Source organism: Halomonas sp. THAF5a, assembly GCF_009363755.1.
GTDB lineage: Bacteria > Pseudomonadota > Gammaproteobacteria > Pseudomonadales > Halomonadaceae > Halomonas.
In genome coordinates this window covers 1950805-1971235 of record NZ_CP045417.1, presented here as the reverse complement: position 1 = coordinate 1971235, position 20431 = coordinate 1950805, and the positions used below count along the sequence as shown (strand labels likewise).

19 protein-coding genes are annotated in these 20431 nt (G+C 70.3%); 8 read left to right on the top strand and 11 right to left on the bottom strand.

Going from position 1 to position 20431, the window contains the following annotated elements; translation table 11 throughout:
* Positions 1-60: 60 nt before the first annotated feature.
* From FIU83_RS08905 to FIU83_RS08895, 3 genes are all read right to left on the bottom strand, one after another.
* A complete protein-coding gene (locus FIU83_RS08905; protein WP_152483727.1) occupies positions 61-978 on the bottom strand; it encodes a M23 family metallopeptidase in 918 nt (305 codons plus the stop codon).
* A complete protein-coding gene (locus FIU83_RS08900) occupies positions 924-1796 on the bottom strand; it encodes an acyltransferase (RefSeq protein ID WP_152483726.1) in 873 nt (290 codons plus the stop codon). Before FIU83_RS08900 ends, FIU83_RS08905 begins: the two co-directional genes overlap by 55 nt.
* 72 nt (positions 1797-1868) lie before the next feature.
* Positions 1869-2774 (bottom strand): LysR family transcriptional regulator, encoded by a 906-nt coding sequence (locus tag FIU83_RS08895; protein WP_152483725.1) that lies wholly within the window; start codon positions 2772-2774, stop codon positions 1869-1871.
* A gap of 171 nt (positions 2775-2945) precedes the next feature.
* Between FIU83_RS08895 and FIU83_RS08890 the strand changes: the two genes are divergently transcribed.
* Entirely contained in the window at positions 2946-3647 is a 702-nt protein-coding gene (locus FIU83_RS08890; protein ID WP_152483724.1) for a CoA transferase subunit A, read from the top strand.
* A 71-nt stretch (positions 3648-3718) separates the two neighbouring features.
* Positions 3719-4381, top strand: coding sequence for a CoA transferase subunit B (locus FIU83_RS08885; protein WP_152483723.1), 663 nt, complete (start codon positions 3719-3721; stop codon positions 4379-4381).
* Between the two features lie 194 nt (positions 4382-4575).
* Here the strand turns inward: FIU83_RS08885 and FIU83_RS08880 are convergent, their stop codons facing one another.
* The 3 genes from FIU83_RS08880 to FIU83_RS08870 all read right to left on the bottom strand — a co-directional run bounded on the left by FIU83_RS08880 (position 4576) and on the right by FIU83_RS08870 (position 6777).
* Entirely contained in the window at positions 4576-5343 is a 768-nt protein-coding gene (locus FIU83_RS08880) for a DUF1338 family protein (protein WP_152483722.1), read from the bottom strand.
* Positions 5344-5532: 189 nt separating this feature from the next.
* Complete coding sequence (locus FIU83_RS08875; RefSeq protein ID WP_152483721.1) at positions 5533-5802, bottom strand: GrxA family glutaredoxin; 270 nt, start codon at positions 5800-5802, stop codon at positions 5533-5535.
* Between the two features lie 156 nt (positions 5803-5958).
* Entirely contained in the window at positions 5959-6777 is an 819-nt protein-coding gene (locus FIU83_RS08870; protein WP_152483720.1) for an inositol monophosphatase family protein, read from the bottom strand.
* A 104-nt stretch (positions 6778-6881) separates the two neighbouring features.
* Here FIU83_RS08870 and hybE point away from each other — a divergent pair, with 104 nt between their 5' ends.
* Together hybE and FIU83_RS08860 are read left to right on the top strand one after the other, a co-directional pair.
* Entirely contained in the window at positions 6882-7418 is a 537-nt protein-coding gene (gene hybE / locus FIU83_RS08865) for a [NiFe]-hydrogenase assembly chaperone HybE (RefSeq protein WP_172976060.1), read from the top strand.
* 149 nt (positions 7419-7567) lie between these two features.
* Positions 7568-8338 (top strand): 3-hydroxybutyrate dehydrogenase, encoded by a 771-nt coding sequence (locus tag FIU83_RS08860; RefSeq protein ID WP_152483718.1) that lies wholly within the window; start codon positions 7568-7570, stop codon positions 8336-8338.
* Positions 8339-8491: 153 nt separating this feature from the next.
* Here FIU83_RS08860 and FIU83_RS08855 read toward each other — a convergent pair whose 3' ends face one another.
* The gene (locus FIU83_RS08855) at positions 8492-9031 is read right to left on the bottom strand and encodes a response regulator transcription factor (RefSeq protein ID WP_152483717.1); all 540 of its coding nucleotides are present in this window, start codon (positions 9029-9031) and stop codon (positions 8492-8494) included.
* 34 nt (positions 9032-9065) lie between these two features.
* Positions 9066-10337, bottom strand: coding sequence for an ATP-binding protein (locus tag FIU83_RS08850; protein ID WP_152483716.1), 1272 nt, complete (start codon positions 10335-10337; stop codon positions 9066-9068).
* A 173-nt stretch (positions 10338-10510) separates the two neighbouring features.
* Between FIU83_RS08850 and FIU83_RS08845 the strand changes: the two genes are divergently transcribed.
* From FIU83_RS08845 to FIU83_RS08835, 3 genes are all read left to right on the top strand, one after another.
* Positions 10511-11812: an efflux RND transporter periplasmic adaptor subunit gene (locus FIU83_RS08845; RefSeq protein WP_152483715.1), complete on the top strand. Its 1302-nt coding sequence runs from the start codon at positions 10511-10513 to the stop codon at positions 11810-11812.
* Positions 11809-14943 carry an efflux RND transporter permease subunit gene (locus FIU83_RS08840; protein WP_152483714.1) on the top strand — a complete coding sequence of 1045 codons (3135 nt, stop codon included), beginning with the start codon at positions 11809-11811 and terminating at the stop codon, positions 14941-14943. The genes FIU83_RS08845 and FIU83_RS08840 overlap by 4 nt, the downstream gene beginning before the upstream one ends.
* Positions 14944-15108: 165 nt before the next feature.
* A complete protein-coding gene (locus FIU83_RS08835; protein WP_152483713.1) occupies positions 15109-15339 on the top strand; it encodes a hypothetical protein in 231 nt (76 codons plus the stop codon).
* Positions 15340-15387: 48 nt separating this feature from the next.
* On the opposite strand, the gene nhaD is transcribed toward FIU83_RS08835, so the two are convergent.
* Positions 15388-16872, bottom strand: coding sequence for a sodium:proton antiporter NhaD (gene nhaD / locus FIU83_RS08830; protein ID WP_172976059.1), 1485 nt, complete (start codon positions 16870-16872; stop codon positions 15388-15390).
* Between the two features lie 218 nt (positions 16873-17090).
* Positions 17091-18914 (bottom strand): ATP-dependent zinc metalloprotease FtsH, encoded by a 1824-nt coding sequence (gene ftsH, locus FIU83_RS08825; protein WP_152483712.1) that lies wholly within the window; start codon positions 18912-18914, stop codon positions 17091-17093.
* 222 nt (positions 18915-19136) lie between these two features.
* Between ftsH and FIU83_RS08820 the strand changes: the two genes are divergently transcribed.
* A complete protein-coding gene (locus tag FIU83_RS08820) occupies positions 19137-19802 on the top strand; it encodes an SDR family oxidoreductase (protein WP_152483711.1) in 666 nt (221 codons plus the stop codon).
* A gap of 25 nt (positions 19803-19827) precedes the next feature.
* On the opposite strand, the gene FIU83_RS08815 is transcribed toward FIU83_RS08820, so the two are convergent.
* Positions 19828-20235: a DCC1-like thiol-disulfide oxidoreductase family protein gene (locus FIU83_RS08815; protein WP_152483710.1), complete on the bottom strand. Its 408-nt coding sequence runs from the start codon at positions 20233-20235 to the stop codon at positions 19828-19830.
* Positions 20236-20431: the final 196 nt, after the last annotated feature.

The window sequence follows — 20431 nt, the reverse complement described above, 5'->3', positions numbered from 1 at the left end:
GCCCGGCGACGCCATCTTGACGATGCCGTGACGCCGGCGGCGAGCGCCGCCCGTCCGCGGTCAGCGCAGCACTCGCGTGGGGTTCACCGGCTTGCCGCCGTGGCGCATGTCGAGGAGCAGGCGTGGCCCGCCGTCGTGGCGGCCGACCTCGCAGACCGGGGTGCCGCGCGTGACCGTCTGGCCGCTACTCACCAGAGGCCGCTCGCAGAGGGCATAGACGCTCTGCAGGTTGTCGGCATGGTGCACGATCACCACCTGGCCGAGTTGGCGCATGCTGTCGGCGAAGCGCACCTCGCCATCGGCCACCGCCTTGGCGCGGCTGCCCGGCGCGGTGGCCAGCAGCATCGGCTGCAGGGCGCCGCGCTGATCGGTGCCGAAGGGGCGGGCCACCCGATAGTCGTCGAGCGGCCAGGGCCAGCGCCGCGCCGAGGCGGGGAGGTCGCCGGGGTCCGGCAGCTGCCTGGGGGTCGGTCGAGCGGCCGAGCGCTGACCGCTGGAGCTCGCGGCGGTGCGGGTCGCTCCCCCGCTGAGGGGCACCTGGATCAGCTGACCGACCCTGAGCGTGGTGGGCTCGACCCCGGGGTTGCCCGCGCGGATGCGCCCCGGCGTCGTGCCGAAGCGCCGGGCGATGGCGCTGAAGGTGTCGCCTGGGCGGACCTGGTAGCGATAGGGGCCGCCGGAGGGCGCCCGCTCCTGGCGGGAGGGGACCATCAGGCGCTGGCCCACCGACAGGCGCCGGGCGTCCACGCCGGGATTGAAGCGCTTCAGGCGCACCAGGGGCACCTCGGCCCGGCGCGCGATCTCGCCGAGGGTGTCGCCGCGCTGGACGGTGATCCACTCGCCGGCGATGCCGCGGCCGGTGCCGACCTGACGGTGCTGGCTGGCACAGCCGGCCAGCACCGTCAGGACGATCAGCAGCCAGATCAGCGGTGGGCGTCGAGACGGCGATCCTTGTCCTGCCACAGGGCGTTCAGCCATGACTGGAAGCGTTCCTTGTAGTCCATGTTGTCGTGATAGTCGCCCTCGAGCATCCAGGCGGGCACCTCCAGCCGCCGCGCCTCGAGGACCACCCGCGCCTCGCGGCCGCAGAGGAAGCCCCAGAAGCTCGGCGCGGGGTTGTCGTAGTGCAGGGTGACGTCGAGGATGCCGCCGAGCCGGTCGCCGAGCAGGCCCACCACCTGGGCGATGCCTCCGGCGCGGGGCCTCAGCAGGTGCCGATAGGGAGCCCCCTGGGCCGCATGCTTGGCGGGGGTGAAGCGGGTGCCCTCGACGAAGTTGTAGATGGCGATCGGCCGCTCCCGGGCGTGGCGGCACATCCGTTCCGTGGCCTCGCGGTCGCGTCGCGCCAGGTGGGGGTGGCGCTCGCGCTGCTCCCGGGTCAGGCGGCGCAGCATGGGAAACTCCATGGCCCAGAAGGCCAGCCCGACGATGGGGATCCAGATCAGCTGCCGCTTGACGAAGAAGTGCGGCATCGGGATGCGCCGGTGGAAGGCGAAGAAGAGCAGGAAGATGTCCGTCCAGCTGCGGTGGTTGGAGAGCACCAGCCACCAGCGGTCCCGGGAGAGGCCGTCGGGCAGCTCGAGTTCCAGCGGCGGGCGCAGCCAGCGGCGCATCCACCACAGGTTGCTGCCCATCCAGTTGAGGGCGACCCAGTTGAGGGCCGTCAGCACCCGTCGTCGCCAGCGACGCCCGGGCGTCACCAGCTTGACCAGGGTCAGCAGGATCAGCGGGATCCCCCAGGTGAGGGTGGTCAGGCTCAGCAGCAGGAGGCTCACGAACCCTCTGAGGGTCGACATGCCGGTCTCCTTGGCGGGGTGTACGAGGCGTTCATGCTAATGGATCGGCCGCACGCTGCCCAGCTGAAGCCCTCAGCGGTGCGCGATGAGCGTCGGGGGGCGGATGGTCTCCGCCAGCACTCGCTGCAGGGCCAGGGCGGCGATGGAGAGCTCGTGGCGGTTCCAGGTCAGCACGCCGACGTCGCGCTCGATGACCGGATCCTCCAGCGGCACGCAGATGGCGCCGAGTTCCTGCATCTGCTCGATGCACAGCGACGGCACGGCGCTGACGCCCAGGCCGCTTGAAACCATGCGGCCCACCGTGGCGAGCTGGTGGCACTCGAAGGTCGCCGGCAGCACCAGGTCACGTCCCTCCAGGGCCTGCTCAAGCAGCCGGCGCACCATGGAGGGGCGCTGCAGCGCGATGAAGTTACGGGTCATCAGGGTGGCCCAGTCGAGGCTCGGCCGGTCGGCCAGCCGGGAGTCGGCCGGCACCACGGCGACGAAACGGTCGCGAAAGAGCGGCGCGAAGGAGAGGCTGCCGGTGGCCTCGGGTTCGAACACCAGCCCCAGCTCGACCTGGCGGGCGCGCACCATCTCGATCACCTGCTCGTTGATCACGTCGTGGACCGTGACGTTGACCTTGGGGTGGCGCTGGCGAAAGACCCGCAGCGCCGGCGGCAGCAGGTTGCTGGCGAACGACGGCATGGTGGCCACCGCCAGGCGCCCGAGCTGCAGGGTGAAGCGCTGGCGCAGCAGCTCCTCGGTGTTGTCCCACTCGGCGATCAGCCGCTTGGCCAGCGGGACCAGCGACTCGCCCTCGGGGGTGAGGCGCACGCTGCGGGTACTGCGGACCAGCAGGCGGCCGCCCAGGCTCTCCTCGAGTCCCTTGATCGCCAGGCTCAGCGCCGGCTGGGAGAGGTGCATGTGCTCGCAGGCCTGGGTGAAGCTCAGCGTTCGCGCCACGGCGAGGAAGGCGCGCAGTTGCTTGACGGTCATGGCGTGCTACCAAGGTCCAATTTATGAGGCAATCATATCAATCGATAAATAAAACAAACTTAACAAATATATTGGCAGGCGCAACACTGGCCTGACACTCTGCCAACGGGACTCCCGGAGTTCACCGTTGTCCCCATCCCACCACTCTCTACAACAACGCGAGGCGCCACGATGGCCGGATTCGACAAGCGTGTGACTTCCTACGAAGAGGCAATGGACGGCATCGAGAGCGGCATGACCGTGATCGCCGGCGGTTTCGGCCTCTGCGGCATCCCCGAGAACCTGATCGCGGAGATCAAGCGCCGCGGCGTGAAGGACCTGACGGTGTGGTCCAACAACTGCGGCGTGGACGGCTTCGGCCTGGGGCTGCTGCTGGAGGACAAGCAGATCCGCAAGATCCATGCCTCCTACGTCGGCGAGAACGCCCTGTTCGAGCAGCAGATGCTCAACGAGGAGATCGAGGTGGTGCTGACCCCCCAGGGCACCCTGGCCGAGAAGATGCGCGCCGGCGGCGCCGGCATTCCCGCCTTCTACACCGCCACCGGCTACGGCACGCCGATCGGCGAGGGCAAGGAGGTGCGCGAGTTCAACGGCCGCCACTACATCCTCGAGGAGTCGGTGGTCGGCGACTTCGCCATCATCAAGGGCTGGAAGGCCGACCGCTACGGCAACGTCGTCTACCGCGACACCGCCCAGAACTTCAACCCGATGGCCGCCACCGCGGGCAAGATCACCGTGGTCGAGGTCGAGGAGATCGTCGAACCGGGCGAGCTCAAGCCGGACCAGATCCACACCCCGGGCATCTACGTCGACCGCATCATCCAGGGCACCTTCGAGAAGCGCATCGAGAAGCGTACCGTGCGCGAGGGCTGAGGCGCCCCGCACGTGACCACCGGCGATGGCCGGCGCTTTTCCGCTTCCCCCGACCTACAAGAGGCAACACGATGGCACTCACCCGCGAACAGATGGCACAGCGCGTGGCGCGCGAGCTCGAAGACGGTTTCTACGTCAACCTGGGCATCGGCATCCCGACCCTGGTGGCCAACTATATCCCCGACGGCATCGACGTGATGCTGCAGTCCGAGAACGGCCTGCTCGGCATGGGGCGCTTCCCCACCGAGGAGGAGGTCGATCCCGACATGATCAACGCCGGCAAGCAGACCGTCACCGCCCGGCCGGGCGCGGCGATCTTCTCCTCCGCCGAGTCCTTCGCGATGATCCGCGGCGGCCACGTCGACCTGACGGTGCTCGGCGCCTTCGAGGTCGACCAGAACGGCAACATCGCCTCCTGGATGATCCCGGGCAAGCTGATCAAGGGCATGGGCGGCGCCATGGACCTGGTGGCAGGCGCCGAGAACATCATCTGCACCATGACCCATGCCTCCAAGCATGGCGAGTCCAAGCTCTTGGAGTCGTGCAACCTGCCGCTGACCGGCGCGGGCTGCATCAACCGCGTGCTCACCGATCTCGCCTACCTCGAGATCAAAGACGGCGCCTTCCACCTCAAGGAGCGCGCCCCGGGCGTCTCCGTCGAGGAGATCAAGGAGCTGACCGCCGGCAAGCTGGTGGTGCCGGAGCACGTGCCGGAGATGACTTTCGACGAGTGATCCGCCGCGGCGCCTCGGATGAGGGCGCACAACCTTCGACGGCCCGGACCCTGCGTCCGGGCCGTCGTCGTTGGGCGCCCCGCGCGCTGCCGAAAAACTGATCAGGGTGGGCCGCGGCCCCGTTCATCCGGGGCGCCGCGGCTTTCCCCGGGGTGATGCACAGCGTTATCCACAGATTCTGTGGATGAACCGGCTCAGGTGAGTTCGCAACGGGTGTGGTGCGGCAGCAGCAGCTCGGCGGCACGCTCCTGATTGGCGCTGACCTGCTTCTGGACCAGCGCCAGGCCTCCGAGGCCGATGCGGTGCTCATCGCCCTCGGCGAAGGCCAGACGCTGGGAGCGGGTGGCGTAGAAGCGGTAGTCGAGCAGCGGCGAGACGGGGAAAAGGCCGCGGAGGCGATCGTCGCAGACGGCGAGACCGGCCTGGCGCAGCCGGCCGTCGAGGGCCTGGATATCCTGGCCCAGCCGCTGGCAGTCGAAGCCGACGTGGTGAACGCGCGGCCCCATCACCGTGAGCCAGCCGGCCAGGGGGTGTGCCTGGTGCAGGGCCTGGTAGGTGTCCCAGTCGGGCATCGGCCAGGGGCGCCCGTGGCAGAAGAGCGCCTGGCTGCGCGCTTCCCGCGGGTCGGCGTCGGCCACCAGCGTCTTCAGGCGCTCCCTGGGCGCCCGGGACAGGGTGCCCAGCTGCAGCTCGGCGAGCAGGATCCAGCCACCGTCGTCCGGGGCGCTGAGCAGGGTGGCGAGCAGGCCTCGGTCGGCCATGCCGTAGCGCTGCTGGGGGCGATAGCCGAAGCGCACCAGGGTGGGAATCAGCGCCTCCATGGCCCAGGGGCCGTGGTTGAGGGTCAGGATCGCCAGGTACTCCGCCGGCGTCTCCACCGGCCAGAGCCGCAGGCCGCCGACATCAGGATGGTGATGGACGTAGTCCAGCCACAGCTGCTGGACGAACTCTTCCCGTTGCATCGTGCCGTTCCCCCGTCGTGATGCCCCGCGCGCGTGATCCGATTCTTGTGTCGTTTGAGCCCGCAGTATAGGCAGCGCGGCCCGGCGCCGATTCAACGCGGGAAAGACGCAGGCCGGCGGCGGGCCCCGTAACGCAAACGCCGCCACCCCGGGAGGGTGGCGGCGTCGAGGACGACCGGCGGGCGGGGGTCAGACGCTGGCCGCCAGCAGGGCGTTGTCGCGCACGTACTGGTCGAACTCGGTGAAGCCGCCGATGGGGGTCTGGTCGACGAAGATCTGGGGCACGGTGTGCACCGGCTGACCGATGGTCTTCTCCAGGTCGGCCTTGGTGATGCCCTCGACCTGGATGTCGACGTAGCGGTGGCCCTCGATGGCGCCGGCGCTCTCGAGCCGCTCGGCCAGCGACTTGGCGCGGACGCAGAAGGGGCAGGCGGGACGGCCGAAGATGACGACGAACATGAAGTGGCTCCTGGCACGGCGAGGTGCGTGGCAATGGATGATGGGTAAGGAAGGGGCACATTGTGAAGGAGCGCGCGGCCCGACGCCAATAGTCGTCGCCTTGGCAGGCGATGGCGAGCCGCTATCGAGGCTCGCCGCAGGCGGCCCGCGACGCGGCTAGAGCGCGATCTCGCCGGCGTCGGCGCGGCGCAGCAGGTCGCCCAGGGCGTCGTGGACCCCGGGCGCGGTGACCAGCAGGTTCTCGCCGTAGAGCCCCTCCGGGATGCCCGGCGGGACGGGGTAGAGATGCCCGGTGCGGGCGCCGGCCTCCCGGGCGATCAGCAGGCCCGCGGCGCAGTCCCAGGGCGAGACGCTCTCGTAGTAGGCATCCAGGCGGCCGCAGGCGACGTCGCACAGGTCGAGGGCGGCCGAGCCGTTGCGCCGGATGTCCTGGCAGTGACCGAGCACCGCGGTGAGGCGGCGCATCAGCGGCGGGCGGCTGTCGCGACGGTAGGGAAAGCCGGTGCCGACTAGGCAGCGGGAGAGGTCGTGGGCACGGCCGGCGCGGATCGGCTCCCCGTTGCACCAGGCGCCCTGGCCCTCCAGGGCGGTGAAGGTCTCGCCCAGGAAGGGGGCGTGCACGACCCCGAGGCGCGGCCGACCCGCACTCGACCAGGCGATGGAGACCGCCACGTGACGCAGGCCGTGGGCGAAGTTGACCGTGCCGTCGATGGGGTCCACCACCCACAGCGCCTGGGGTCGGGAGAGCACCTCGCGGTCGGGGGCCAGCTCCTCGCTGAGGCGCGCCTCATCGGCGAAGTGCGCCTGGAGCCGCTCGCCGATGCGCGTGTCCACCTCGACGTCGGCGTCGGTGACCAGCTCGTGGCCGTGCTTGTAGCGATGGCCGTAGGCCTGACCCTCGCGGGCCGCGACGATCATCTGGCCGGCCTCGCGGGCGATATCGACGGCGATCTCCAGTCGCTGGGCGGGGGTCATGGCGGCTCCTCGGCGGCTCGTGTGGGGGGGCGAACGGCTTCATGCTAGCAGCTCGCCGGGCCGCTGCCGACCGGCCGGGGCGTCGGTTCGAGGGACGAGGCCCGATGCGGGACGCCTGCCATGGCGACTATACTGGCGGCCTCGCCGAACCGGAGGACACCATGCAGGCATTGAGTGCCGTCCAGTATGCGCGGCTGGCCCACCTGGCCGAGGCCTGGACCCGCCGCCACCTCAAGGCCGCCAAGGCCGAGCCCCACTTCAATCCGCGCCTCGCCGCGGATGCGCTCTGCTTCCAGCCCCATGCGCTCCCCGATGGGCGCCCCGGCCTGCTCGGCGCCCTGGTCACCCCTGTTTCCCTGTCGCTGGTGCTTGTCCCCGACGACGAGGCCGCATCGCCCGACGCGCCTCAGCTGACCCTCGTGCTGCCCTCGGGGCGCTACCCTTTCGCCTGGGAGCCGCTGGTCGAGGAAAGCGAGGGGCCCCGCGCCGAACACGATGATGGCGGCCCGGAGGCACCGTCGGGCTGCTGGCGCTGCGGGCTGCTTTCGGACCTCTCCGACCTCGATTCCCGCCAGGCCGCGAGCCGGCTCGCGCAGCAGCTGATGGAGCGGGTCATGACCCCCGTCGAGCCCGCCTCCTGAGGGATGACGCACTGCGTCATTCGCCTTATGCTGGTGGGGCAGCGCCACCCCCATGCGCGCGACGATAACCACAACACCCTATCCACGGGCCCGGGGCGGGTCGGGCACTCTCCGAGCCCCCCTGGACGATCCCACAAGAGGAGTCACGCATGACCGCCAACGCTTCCACCCCCCGCGTCGCCCTGGTCACCGGCACCAGCAGCGGCATCGGCGAGGCCGTGGTCCGCCACTTCTGCGAGCAGGGTCTCCAGGTGCTGGCCGTGGATTTCAATCCGGCCGGCAAGGAGGTCGCCGAGCGCGCCGGCGCGGCCTTCTTCCAGGCCGACCTGACCGACGGCGAGGCCTGCCGGGCGGCGGCAGCGGAGGCCATCAAGCGCTTCGGACGCGTGGATATCCTGGTCAACAACGCGGGGATCCAGCACGTCTCGCCCATCGAGAGCTTCCCCGAGGCGAAGTGGCGCCAGATCATCGACCTGATGCTCACCGCCCCCTTCCTGCTCACCCAGGCGGTGTGGCCGAGCATGCGCGAGAGCGGCTGGGGCCGTGTCGTCAACATCGCCTCGGTGCACGCCCAGGTGGCCTCGCCGGGCAAGGCCGCCTACATCAGCGCCAAGCACGGCATGATCGGCCTGACCAAGACCGCGGCGCTGGAGGGCGGCGGCCAGGGCATCACCGCCAACGCCATCTGCCCCGCCTACGTGAAGACGCCGCTGGTCGATAACCAGATCGCCGACCAGGCGAAGATGCACGGCATGGAGGAGCAGGCGGTGATCGAGAACGTCATGCTCAAGAACGCCGCCGTGAAGCGGCTGATCGAGCCCTCGGAGGTCGCGTCCCTGGTCGGCTATCTGGCCTCCGACCAGGCCGGCGCCGTCACCGGGGCGAGCTGGAACATCGACCTGGGCTGGACGGCTCAATAGCCCGGCTGCGCCGGGAGCACCAAGCACCAAGCGCCGAGCGACAAGCCAACCCCGAAGGCCGAGGCTTTCGGGGTTGGCTTTTGTACGGGAACACCAAACCATGGCGGGCCGCTTGGCCGCTTGGCCGCTTGGCCGCTTGGCCGCTTGGCGGCCTTAGCGCCTGACCGGGCGCTTCTGCAGCTTGCGCTGCAGGGTGCGGCGGTGCATGCCCAGCGCCCGCGCGGTGGCGGAGATATTGCCGTCGTGTTCCTGGAGCACCTTCTGTATGTGCTCCCAGGTGATGCGGTTGATCGACGGCGGGTGCTCGGCCACCTCCCGCTCCGGGTCGCCCTCCTCCCGGGAGAGGGCGGCCAGCACCTCGTCGGCATCGGCCGGCTTGCAGAGGTAGTTCACCGCACCCAGCTTGATCGCCTCCACCGCGGTGGCGATGCTCGAGTAGCCGGTCAGCACGATCACCCGGCAGGTCGGCACCAGCTCCAGCAGCTCCGGCAGTAGCTTCAGGCCCGACTCGTTCTCCAGCTTGAGGTCCAGGGTGGCCAGCTGGGGCTGGTGGCGCCGCGCCAGGGAGAGCGCCTGGGCGGCGTCGTGGGCCACCATCACCTCGAAGCCGCGGCGCGTCAGCGCCCGGTCGAGCACGTGGCAGAACATCTCGTCGTCGTCGATGATCAGCAGGCGTTCGGCGGTCTCTTGCATGTCGTCCTCGCAGGGTCGGGGAGTCCCGGAGCCGTCAGGTCGTCGTCTGGCTGCGCGGCAGGATCACCTCGGTGAGGGTGCCGCCCTCGGGGTGGTTGTACAGGCTCACGCCGCCGCCGAAGCGGTTGATGGTGGCGTGGGTCAGGAACAGGCCGATGCCGAGCCCCTTGCTCTTGGTGGAGATGAAGGTCTCGCCCAGCTGGTCGGCGATGGACATCGCCACGCCCGGGCCGTGGTCGCGGATGTCGATGATCACTTCCTCGCCGTTCCACTCCAGGCGGATGACGATGTCGTCGGGGTTGGCGTCGGCGGCGTTGTTGAGCAGGTTGGTCAGCGCCTGGTCGAGGGTGGCGTCCACCGCCAGCCGGGGCGGGTCGCGCCGCTCGGCGACCTCCAGGCGGTGGCTGACGTCGGGACGCAGCACCAGCCAGCGCTGCACCACCCCGGCGAGCCACGCCTGGGCATCGCAGACCTCGGGCTCGGCCATGCGTCGGCGATCGGCGCTCTGCACCAGGTGGCGCAGGCGCGACTTGCAGGTGTCGACTTGCTGGCGCAGCAGCTCCAGGTCACGGCTCAGCGCCGGGTCGTCCCGGGCATCCTCGCGCATCTCGGCGAGCAGCACCGCCATGGTGGAGAGCGGCGTGCCGAGCTCGTGGGCGGTGCCCGCGGCCTGGGTGGCCACCGCCAGCACCTGCTCGTTGCGCAGCGCCGCCTCGCGGGTGCGCGACAGCGCCTGGTCCCGGCGGCGCAGGGCGTGGGCCATCTTGAAGATGAAGAAGGTCACGAGCCCCGCCGAGAGGCCGAAGTTCAGCCACATGCCCAGCTTGTGCAGGCCGAACGTGGCGGTGCCATCGCCCTGGGCGAGCTGTGGCAGCGGCTGGTAGACCACCATCAGGGCGCTGTAGGCGGCCATGGAGACCGCGGCGATCAGCCAGGCGTGGCGCCAGGGCAGGGTAGCCGCGGCGATGGTCACCGGCACCAGGTAGTAGTTGATGAAAGGGTTGTGGGCGCCGCCGGTGAAGTAGAAGAGCAGCGTCAGCCCCGTGACGTCGATCATCAGGTGGCCGAGGTACTCCTGGTGGGTCACCGCCCGGGGGCGCCCCAGCCGCCACCAGGTGGCGATATTGATCATGCCCATGGTGACGATCACCGCGATCACCGCGGGCACTTGCAGCGAGAAGCCCAGTAGTTCGATGCCGAAGATGATGGCGGCGAGAAAGCCGGTCCAGGTGATACCGCGCACGATGGTCAGCCGCACCAGGTTGCGGTTGGGGGTGGAGAGCGGCAGGGGAAGGGCGGCTGGCATGGCGACTCCGCGAAGCGAGAGGGGATCGATGATACCCGATCCGGGGCCGGGCGGGGCGCGTGGCCGCGGGGACGGGCTGCGGTCTAGTGTCGCCATGGCCCGCTGGCGCCGACAATCCCCGATCGATGACTGTATATTGTGGGCTATTGATATTCCCGGTGGAACCCAGCCCGATGCTCAGACGCCTGCTCCCCCTGTTGATCCTGGCCCTCGGCGTGGCGGCCTTCCTGTGGCTGCGCGCGACCCGGCCCGAGACCCCCAGCGTGACCCCCGAGGAGCGCCGCTGGCGGGTGGAGACCCTCGCCGCGACGCTGAGCCCCCAGGCGCCCGTCCTGCCGCTCTATGGCGAGATCACGGCCCCCGACCTGCTGACCGTGACCGCGCCCCTGGCCGGGCGGATCGCCGAGCGGCCGGTGCGAGAGGGGCAGCGGGTGGCCGAGGGCGAGCGGCTGGTGGCCCTGGACGATGCCGACGTGATGCCGCCCCTGCGGCAGGCCGAGGCCGAGGTGGCCGATCGTGAGGCCCAGGTCGAGAACGAACGGGTGCGCCACGCGAGTGATCTCGAAGCCGTGGCCCGGGAACGCGAGCTCGTCGCCAATGCCCGACGTCAGCTGGAGCGCACCCGGTCGCTCCGGACCCGCAACCTGGCCGCCGCGTCGGACCTGGACGCGGCGCGCAACGAGCTGGCCCGGGCCCGGGTGACCCTCGCGGCCCGGGAGAGGGCGATCGCCGAGCACCCGGCGCGCCTGCGCGGGCTCGAGGCCGGCCTGGAGCGGGCCCGGGCCACCCTGGCCGCGGCGCGACGCGATGCCGAGCGCAGCCGGGTCGAGGCGCCCTTCGATGGCATCGTCACGCGCCTGCGGGTCGCCCCGGGGGATCAGGTCGCGGCGCGCAGCGAGCTGCTCAGCGTCTATCCGGAGCGCGGCCTGGAGCTTCGCGCGCACATTCCCGGGCGTCATCAGGAGGAGCTCCTGGCGGCGCTGGCCCGGGAGCAACGCCTGGTGGCGAGCGACGGGCAGGGTGCCCGTTTCGTGCTGGAGGGGCTCGCCGGCGAGGGCGACCCCGCCGGGACCGAGGCGATCTTCCGCCTCGAGGCGGGCGGCGAGCGGCTGCGGCCCGGCAGCCACGTCGCCGTGTCGCTGGCGCGTCCCGCGGTGCCGCAGAGCCTGGCGGTGCCCTACAGCGCCCTCTACGGCAACGACGCCCTCTACCGGATGAGCGAGGCGAATCGCATGCAGCGCCTGGCCGTGACCCTCCATGGCGAGGTGCTACGAGACGGCGAGCGCTGGGCGCTGGTCAGCGGCGAGGCGCTGGTCGACGGCGACCGGGTGATCGTCACCCACCTGCCCAACGCCATGCAGGGCCTGCTGGTCGAGAGCGAGCGCCAGGCCGGCGCCGAGCGGGACGACGAGAAAGACGAGAAAGACGAGAAAGACGAGGGCGAGGGGCAAGGTGACCCGGAGGCGGCCTCGTGAGTCGGCGCCGCGGCCTGATCGGCTTCTTCGTCCACCACCGGGTCGCCGCCAACCTGGTGATGCTGATGATGCTGCTCGGCGGGGCGCTCGGCATCTCGCGGATGAACATCCAGTTCTTTCCCACCTTCGCCCTGGACGTGGTCAGCGTGCGCACGGTCTGGAGCGGCGCCTCGGCGGAGGACATCGAGCAGGGCATCACCATCCCCTTCGAGCAGCGCCTGCGCAGCATCGACGGCCTGAAGCGGATGACCTCCACCTCGGCCCAGGGCGTCTCGAACATCACCCTGGAGTTCCATGAGGGCACCGATCCCATCCTGGCGCTGGACGATGTCCGCCAGCAGGTCGACGAGTTCACCAACCTGCCCGCCGAGGCGGAGGAGCCCCAGGTCGCCCGGGCGGCGCGCTACGAACCGGTGGCCCGGCTGCTGGTGCACGGCGAGGTCACGCCCCGGGAGCTTCGCCACCTCGCCAACCGCTTCGAGGACCAGCTGCTGCAGGCCGGCATCGACCGGGTGGAGATCAGCGGCCTGCCCGACCAGCAGATCAGCATCGAGGTCCCGGCCGAGCGCCTGCAGGGGCTGCAGCTCAGCCTCGGCGAGATCGCCGAGCGCATCGAGGCGATGTCCCGGGACCTGCCGGCGGGGCTGCTCGGGCAGCAGGACAGCACCCGGGAACTGCGGGCGGTGGAGCAGCGTCGCGACGCCCTGGCCTTCGCCGACCTGCCGGTGCTCAGCGGCGAGCGGGTCCAGCTGCGCCTCGGCGACATCGCCACCATCCGCCAGGAGGCCCGCGAGCCCTCGGTGACCCTGAGCCGCGACGGCCACCCGGCGGTGGAGCTGATGCTGCAGCGAAGCGAGAACGGCAACTCCCTGGCCGCCGCCGAGGTGCTCAATCGCTGGCTCGACGAGACCCGCCCCCAGCTGCCGCCTTCGGTGGCGCTCGAGGTGCACGACGAGACCTGGCAGCTGATCGCCGAGCGCATCGGGCTGCTGATCAGCAACGGCCTGGGGGGGCTGGCGCTGGTGCTGCTGCTGCTCTACTTCTTCCTGCCCGCCCGGGTGGCGCTGTGGGTCGCGATCGGCATCCCTACCGCCTTCCTGGCCGCCATGGCGGTGTTCTGGGTGATCGGCGGGTCGATCAACATGATCTCGCTGTTCGCGCTGATCATGGCGCTGGGGGTGATCGTCGACGACGCCATCGTGGTCGGCGAGGACGCCGATGCCCACTTCCGCGGCGGCGAGGCCGCGCGCCACGCCTCCGAGGGGGCCGCCAAGCGCATGCTGTGGCCGGTCATCGCCTCGTCGTTGACCACGGTGGCGGCCTTCATGCCGCTGCTGCTGGTGGGCGGGGTGATCGGCAACATCCTCGGCGATATCCCCGTGGTGATGATCTGCGTGCTCATCGCCTCGCTGCTGGAGTGCTTCGTGGTGCTGCCGGCCCACCTGCGCAATGCCTTCGTGCCGAGCCGGTCGTCACGGCGTCATCTGCTGTCGCGGCCCCGGGAGCGCTTCGAGGGCGCCTTCGAGCGCTTTCGCGAGGGGCCCTTCCGGCGCTTCTCGGCGCTCACCCTGCGCCACCGGGGCGCCACGCTCGCCTCGGCGATCGCCGTGGTGCTCTTCACCCTCGGTCTGCTGACCGGGGGACGCCTCGAGTTCAACTTCTTTCCCACGCCGGAACCCAACATCCTCTACGCCAACGCCAGCTTCGTGGCCGGCACCGATCGCGACACCGTGGACGCGCTGCTGACCGAGATGCAGACCGCCCTGGACGAGGCCGAGGCGGCGCTCGGCGGCGGGCTCGTCCAGCAGGCGGTGACGCGCCACGGGGCCACGATCTCCGGCGGCCAGCCGGGGCGCAGCGGCGACAACGTCGGCTCGATGATGATCGAGCTCACCCCCTCGGACGATCGCGACGTGCGCAACGCCGAGTTCATCCGCGCCTGGCGATCGCGCCTGGCCGAGCCCGCCGGCCTTGAGAACCTGACCATCACTGAGCGGGCGGCGGGCCCGCCCGGCAAGGACGTCAACATTCGCCTGACCGGCGAATCGGCCGACGACCTCAAGGCCGCGGCGGAATCCCTCGGGCGCTCGCTGCGCGAGCTGCCCGGCGTGCTGGATACCGAGGACGACATGCCCTGGGGGCGCGAGCAGCTGATCTACCGGGTGAGCGCCCACGGCGAGGCCCTGGGGCTGACGACCCTCGAGCTCGGCCGACAGCTCCGGGCGGCCTTCGACGGCCGCCTGGTGCAGATCTACCAGGATGGCGCCGACGAGGTCGAGGTGCGGGTGCTGCTGCCCCGGGAGCAGCGCGAGCGCCTCTCGACCCTGTCCCGGCTGACGGTGCGCACCCCGGAGGGGCGCTTCGTGCCCCTGGACCAGGTCATGGTGCTCGACCACCGCCAGGGCTTCGAGGCGCTGCGCCACGCCGACGGCCGCCTGGCGGTGGAGGTCACCGCCGAGCTCGACGGCGAGATCACCAACGCCGAGCGGGTGCTCGACGCCGTCTCCGAGGAGGTGTTGCCGACGCTCGCCAGCACCCACCGGCTGCGCTACAGCTTCGAGGGGCGCGCCGCCGACCAGCGCGAGACCTTCGCCGACATGCGCACCGGCCTGCTGATCGGCCTGGGGCTGATGTACGTGGTGCTGGCCTGGGTCTTCGCCTCCTGGAGCCTGCCGCTGATCGTCATGGCGATCATCCCGCTGGCACTGGTCGGGGCGCTGCTGGGCCACTGGGCGCTGGGGCTCGACCTGACCATGCTGTCGCTGTTCGGGCTCTTCGGGCTGTCGGGGATCGTGGTCAACAACGCCATCATCCTGGTGGCCTTCTACCGCCACCAGCGCCACAAGGGGCTCGCCATCGACGCCGCCCTCAACGAGGCGGTGGTGCAGCGGGTGCGCGCCGTGCTGCTCACCTCGCTGACCACCATTGGCGGGCTCCTGCCGCTGCTCTTCGAGACCTCGCTGCAGGCGCAGTTCCTGATCCCCATGGCCGTCTCCATCGCCTTCGGCCTCGCCTTCTCGACGCTGCTGGTGCTGGCCGTGATTCCGGTGCTGCTGAGCTATCTCGAGCGGCTGCGCGAGCGTTTCGGCCGTGTCGAGGCGCGCGCGCAGGAAGCGCCCACCAACAGCTGACCGCGGCGCGCGCCGCGGTCAGCGGGATGGGGCACGACGGTGTCACGGCAGGCCAGCAGGATCAACGGCTTGGCACGGGGTCGTTGTCGCACAGCGTTTCGTCAGTGACAGGCCCCGCGCCATGGTCAACACTCAGGCGATGTCTCACCGAGAGAGGGGCCGGCCATGCAACTGCTCGTCGTCAGCTATACCCCGGGCAGCTACCTGCTGCACTGCCTGGAAGCGGATCAGATGCCCCGGGTGGGCGAGACCCTCGAGGCGGAGCGGATCCGCGGCCGGGTCGTCGGCGTCGAACGCCTGAGCGACGTGCAGGGGGTCGAGGGCACCGTGATCCTCGATGACCTCCTCGACCTCGCCGATCCCGCCATGAGCATGGCGGCACCGCTCCGGCCCTGAGCGTGCGCCCCAGGCCGCCGGCCCGAACACCGGGGGCGCGCCTGCGGCTCAGCCGAGCAGCCGGAAGCCCTCGGCGTTCAGCCAGACGTGCACCGCGATGCTGGCCGCGTAGCCCAGGGCGATGACCGGCAGCCAGCGCAGGTGGGTGGCGAAGGTGTAGTTGCCCCGGGCCTGGCCCATCAGCGCGACCCCGGCGGCGGAGCCCACCGAGAGCAGGCTGCCGCCGACGCCGGCCGTCAGGGTGATCAGCAGCCAGTTGCCGAGCGACATGTCAGGCTCCATGGAGAGCACGGCGAACATCACCGGGATGTTGTCGACCACCGCCGAGACCACGCCCAGCACGATATTGGCCCACAGCGGATCCCAGCCGGTATAGAGCGTCTCGGAGAGCAGTGCAAGATAGCCCATGAAGCCCAGGCCGCCGACGCACATCACCACACCGTAGAAGAACAGCAGGGTGTCCCACTCGGAGCGGGCGATTCGCGTGAAGACGTCGAAGGGCACCACGCTGCCGAGCTGCTCGAGCTTCTTCCAGTCGCCACGCTGGGTGTAGCGGGTGCGCTTGCGCTCCAGCGAGCGCGGCAGGCTGCGCCGCAGGTAGTAGCCGAAGAACTGCAGCAGGCCAAGGCCGGTCATCATGCCGAGCACCGGCGGCAGGTGGAGCAGGGTGTGGCAGGCCACGGCGTTGGCCACGGTGAACAGGAACAGGGCGATGATGCGCCGTGCGCCGCGCTTGAGCCAGACGTTCTCTTCCAGGGGGTCGGGCTTCCGGTTCTTGATGAACAGGCTCATGATCAGCGCCGGCAGCAGGTAGTTGACCAGCGCCGGCACGAGCAGGACGAAGAACTGGTCGAACGCCACCATGCCGGCCTGCCAGACCATCAGGGTGGTGATGTCGCCGAAGGGGCTGAAGGTGCCGCCGGCGTTGGAGGCGATGACGATGTTGACGCAGCACAGGCCGATGAAGCGCTTGTCGCCCTCGGCGACCTTGAGCACCACGGCGCACATCAGCATCGCCGTGGTCAGGTTGTTGGCGATGGCCGAGATGGCGAAGGCCAGTACGCCGGTGATCCAGAACAGCGAGCGGTAGCTGAAGCCGCGTCGCACCATCCAGGCGCGCAGGGCGTCGAAGACGCGACGCTCCTCCATGGCGTTGATGTAGGTCATCGCCACCAGCAGGAAGAGCAGCAGTTCGCTGTACTCCAGCAGCGTCTCCCGGAACGCCTCTTCGGCGGCGTCGGGCAGGCCCGCCTGCACATATACCCAGCCGATCAGCGTCCAGATCAGGCCGGCGGCGATCAGCACCGGCTTGGACTTGCGCATGTGCAGCTGCTCCTCGGCCATGACCAGCGCGTAGGCAAGCAGGAAGAGCGTCACGGCGGTGAAGCCTGCGAGCGAGTGGGTGAGCGCGAGGGGGCCGGCAGCGGCCTGGGCCAGCGGGGCGCCCAGCAGGCCCAGGGTCACGAGCACGAGAAGACCAGGCAGCCGGGCGGGGTGCCGGGGCCTGTGGTGCGGTCGGGGTAGCATCGACATCGGAGTGGAGGTTCCCGGGAGGAGGGTGAGCGATGAGGTTGGCGCGCAAATGATAGGGTGCGAATAGTCAGCCCGCAACCGGCACCACGTCCGGTGCGCCGAGGACGGCCGGGCATCGCCGTGCTCGTCGCCGGGGCGGCGCACGGGGGCGCAGTATCGCGGCGCTGTCTTAGGGATGTCTTAAGGGGGGATTGGCCTTTCAGGAGGCCCGAGCCGCGTCAAGATGACGCGGCGGAGGGCGACGATGCCATCGGCGGGAACTCCGTGGCGGTGAGGGTCTCACGCTCGAGCAGCAGGGCGGCGCCGGCCTCAAGATCGCCGCGCCGCTCGGTCAGCGTCGTGTGAGCGAGGGCATAGGCCTCGTCGACCAGCTGGCGCACGGCCAGGTCGATTTCCCGGGCGGTCGCCTCGGCGTAGTCGCGGGGCTGGCCGAGGGTGTGCTGCTTGCCCAGGAAGGCCTGGCGCTCCTGCTGGTAGACCACCTGGCCGGTCTCGTCGGCCATGCCGAAGCGACTCGCCATGTCCCGGGCGATCTCGCTGGCCTTGGCGAGGTCGTCGGCGGCGCCGGTGGAGACCTCCGCGAAGATCAGCGCCTCGGCGGCGCGGCCACCCATCAGCACCGCCATGCGGTACTTGAGGTCGCTCTCGCTCTGCAGGAAGCGATCCTCGGTGGGGCGCTGGAGGGTATAGCCCAAGGCGCCCACGCCGCGGGGGATGATCGAGACCTTGTGCACCGGATCCATGCCCGGCAGGGAGGCGGCGACCAGGGCATGGCCCATCTCGTGATGGGCGACCACCGCCCGCTCGTGGGCATTGAGCAGGCGGCTCTTCTTCTCGAGGCCGGCGACCAGGCGCTCGATGGCGCTGGTGAAGTCCGCCATGGCCACCGTCTCGCTGTTGCGACGGGTGGCCAGCAGCGCCGCCTCGTTGACCAGGTTGGCGAGATCGGCGCCGGTGAAGCCCGGCGTCAGCGAGGCGACATGGTCGAGGTCGACGTCCGGGTCCAGGGCGTGGATCTTGGCAACATGCACGCGCAGGATCTCGCGCCGCCCCTGGCGCTCGGGGCGGTCCACCAGCACCTGGCGGTCGAAGCGGCCCGCGCGAAGCAGGGCGGGATCGAGGATCTCCGGTCGGTTGGTGGCGGCCAGCAGCACGATGCCGGTGGAAGGGTCGAAGCCGTCGAGCTCCGCGAGCAGCTGGTTGAGCGTCTGCTCCTTCTCGTCCTGGCCGCCCATGGCGCCCGGAATGCGCGCGCGGCCCAGGGCATCCAGCTCGTCGATGAAGATGATGCAGGGCTTGGCCTTGGCGGCCTGCTCGAAGAGGTCGCGCACCCGGGCGGCCCCCACTCCGACGAACATCTCGACGAACTCCGAGCCGGAGATCGAGAAGAAGGGCACGCCGGCCTCGCCGGCCACGGCCCGGGCCAGCAGCGTCTTGCCGGTGCCGGGTGGCCCGACCAGCAGGATCCCCTTGGGGATATGCGCGCCGAGCCGGCCGTAGCGCTCGGGGTCGCGCAGGAAGGCCACCACCTCCTGCAGTTCGAGCTTCGCCTCATCCACCCCGGCGACGTCCTCGAAGGTCACCCTGGTCGAGGTCTCCACGTAGACCTTGGCCTTGGACTTGCCGATCGACATCATGCCGCCGACCCCGCCACCGCCGGTCATGCGGCGGATCAGGAAGGACCAGATGACGAAGAGCAGCACCAGCGGAAAGAACCACGACAGCAGCACGGTCAGGAAGGGGCTCGTCGGGCGGCCGTCGAAGGTGACGTCGTACTGCGCCAGCCGCTCGGCCAGGTCGGGGTCGACCCGGTTGGTGGTGAAGGCGGTGCGGCCGTCGGGCTGGGGCGAGGCGAAGGTGCCGGTGAGGCGGTCGTCGGCGATCTTCACCTCGGCGATGCGGCCCGCCTCGAGCAGCCGGGTGAATTCCGAGTAGGGAATGGGGTCGGTGGTCTGCCAGTTGCGATAGACGTTCTGGAAGGTGAGGAAGAACATCACGGCGATCAGCACGTAGATCACGTTGAAGCGATGATGGGGTTCCATGCCGACTCCTCGCAACGAGGCCGCGCCGCCGGGCGGCCATTGGCCACCAGTGTAGGCCAGACCGCGTCTCTTGCCGTCGTGCCTCGACGTCGCCGCCCCTTGAATTCGTGGGGGCGTCCCACACCTAGACAGGAGCAGCGCGACACGCCCGGCTCCTCCTGCCGGGATGGCCACGCACCGAATATGTGACCCATCGACTACATGACCCATGAGGGAGAGCACATGACGTCCACCGTACTGATCACGGGCGCCAATCGCGGCGTCGGCCTGGCGCTGGCGCGCCACTATCACCATGCCGGCTGGCGGGTGATCGGCGTCTGCCGCGCCGGCTCCAGCGAGCTCGCCGAGGTGGCCGAGCGAGTCATCGATGGCATCGACGTGACCCGCGAGGCGGACGTCGCGCGACTCGTCGAGGCGCTCGGGGAGCCGTCGCTGGACCTGCTGATCAACAACGCCGGCATGCTTCACGATGAGGTGCTGGGCGAGCTCGACTTCGACGCCATCCGCGCGCAGATGGAGGTCAACGCCTACGCCCCGCTGCGCCTCACCGAGGCCCTGCTGCCGAGGCTCGGCGAGGGCGCCAAGATCGCCAATATCACCAGCCGCATGGGCTCGATCGCCGACAACGACTCCGGCGGGCGCTATGGCTACCGGGCCTCCAAGGCCGCGCTGAACGCCTTCGGCAAGTCGCTGGCGGTGGACCTGGCGCCGCGCGGCATCGCCGTGGCCCAGCTCCACCCGGGCTACGTGCAGACGCGCATGGTCAACTTCGGCGGCCTGATCAGCCCGGAGGAGGCCGCCGAGGGCATCGCGGCGCGGATCGCGGCGCTGACGCTCGAGACCAGCGGCGGCTTCTGGCACAGCAACGGCGAGACGCTCCCCTGGTAAGGGCGATTACGGTGACGCCGCCGGCTCAGCGGCGATGCAGGTTGTCGATGGGGCCGCGCCCCAGCAGGCGCAGAAGTACTGCGCGGCCGCGGCGCAGCCAGGGGTAGAGGCGGGCGGTGCGCCGCGGCGAGGCGAAGAGCCTCGCCATCCATCGGTTGAAGCGGCCGCTGCCGGTGCTCATCAGTGCCAGGCGATGCAGGGCCTCGCTGCCGTGCACCCAGTGTTCGCCGATGCGCAGCGCCATCCCCTCGTCCAGGACGATGCCCTGCTCGGAAAGCTCGCGCCGGGCGTCACTCTCCTGGCGGGCATCGATGAGCGTCAGCTCGCCGACGTCGCGGCGCAGCCGCTGCAGGCGCACGAACTGTCGGCACAGCGGGCACTGGCCGTCATAGACCAGGGTTAGGGTGGGGCGCGATGGCCGCTGCGAGCTCATGGCAGCGCCTCCAGGCCGGCGATCTCCAGGCGGAACGCCCCCTCGCGTGTCGACATCCTCCCTCCTCGTTGCCGGATGTGGGTCTTCGTCACAGGATGACGCCCGCGGCCGCGTCTGGCCATGCCTGGCTCGAGCGCGTCGTGATAGCGAAGCCACTCGCGGCCCTCGGCCTTGACGCGCGCACCCTGCAGATCGT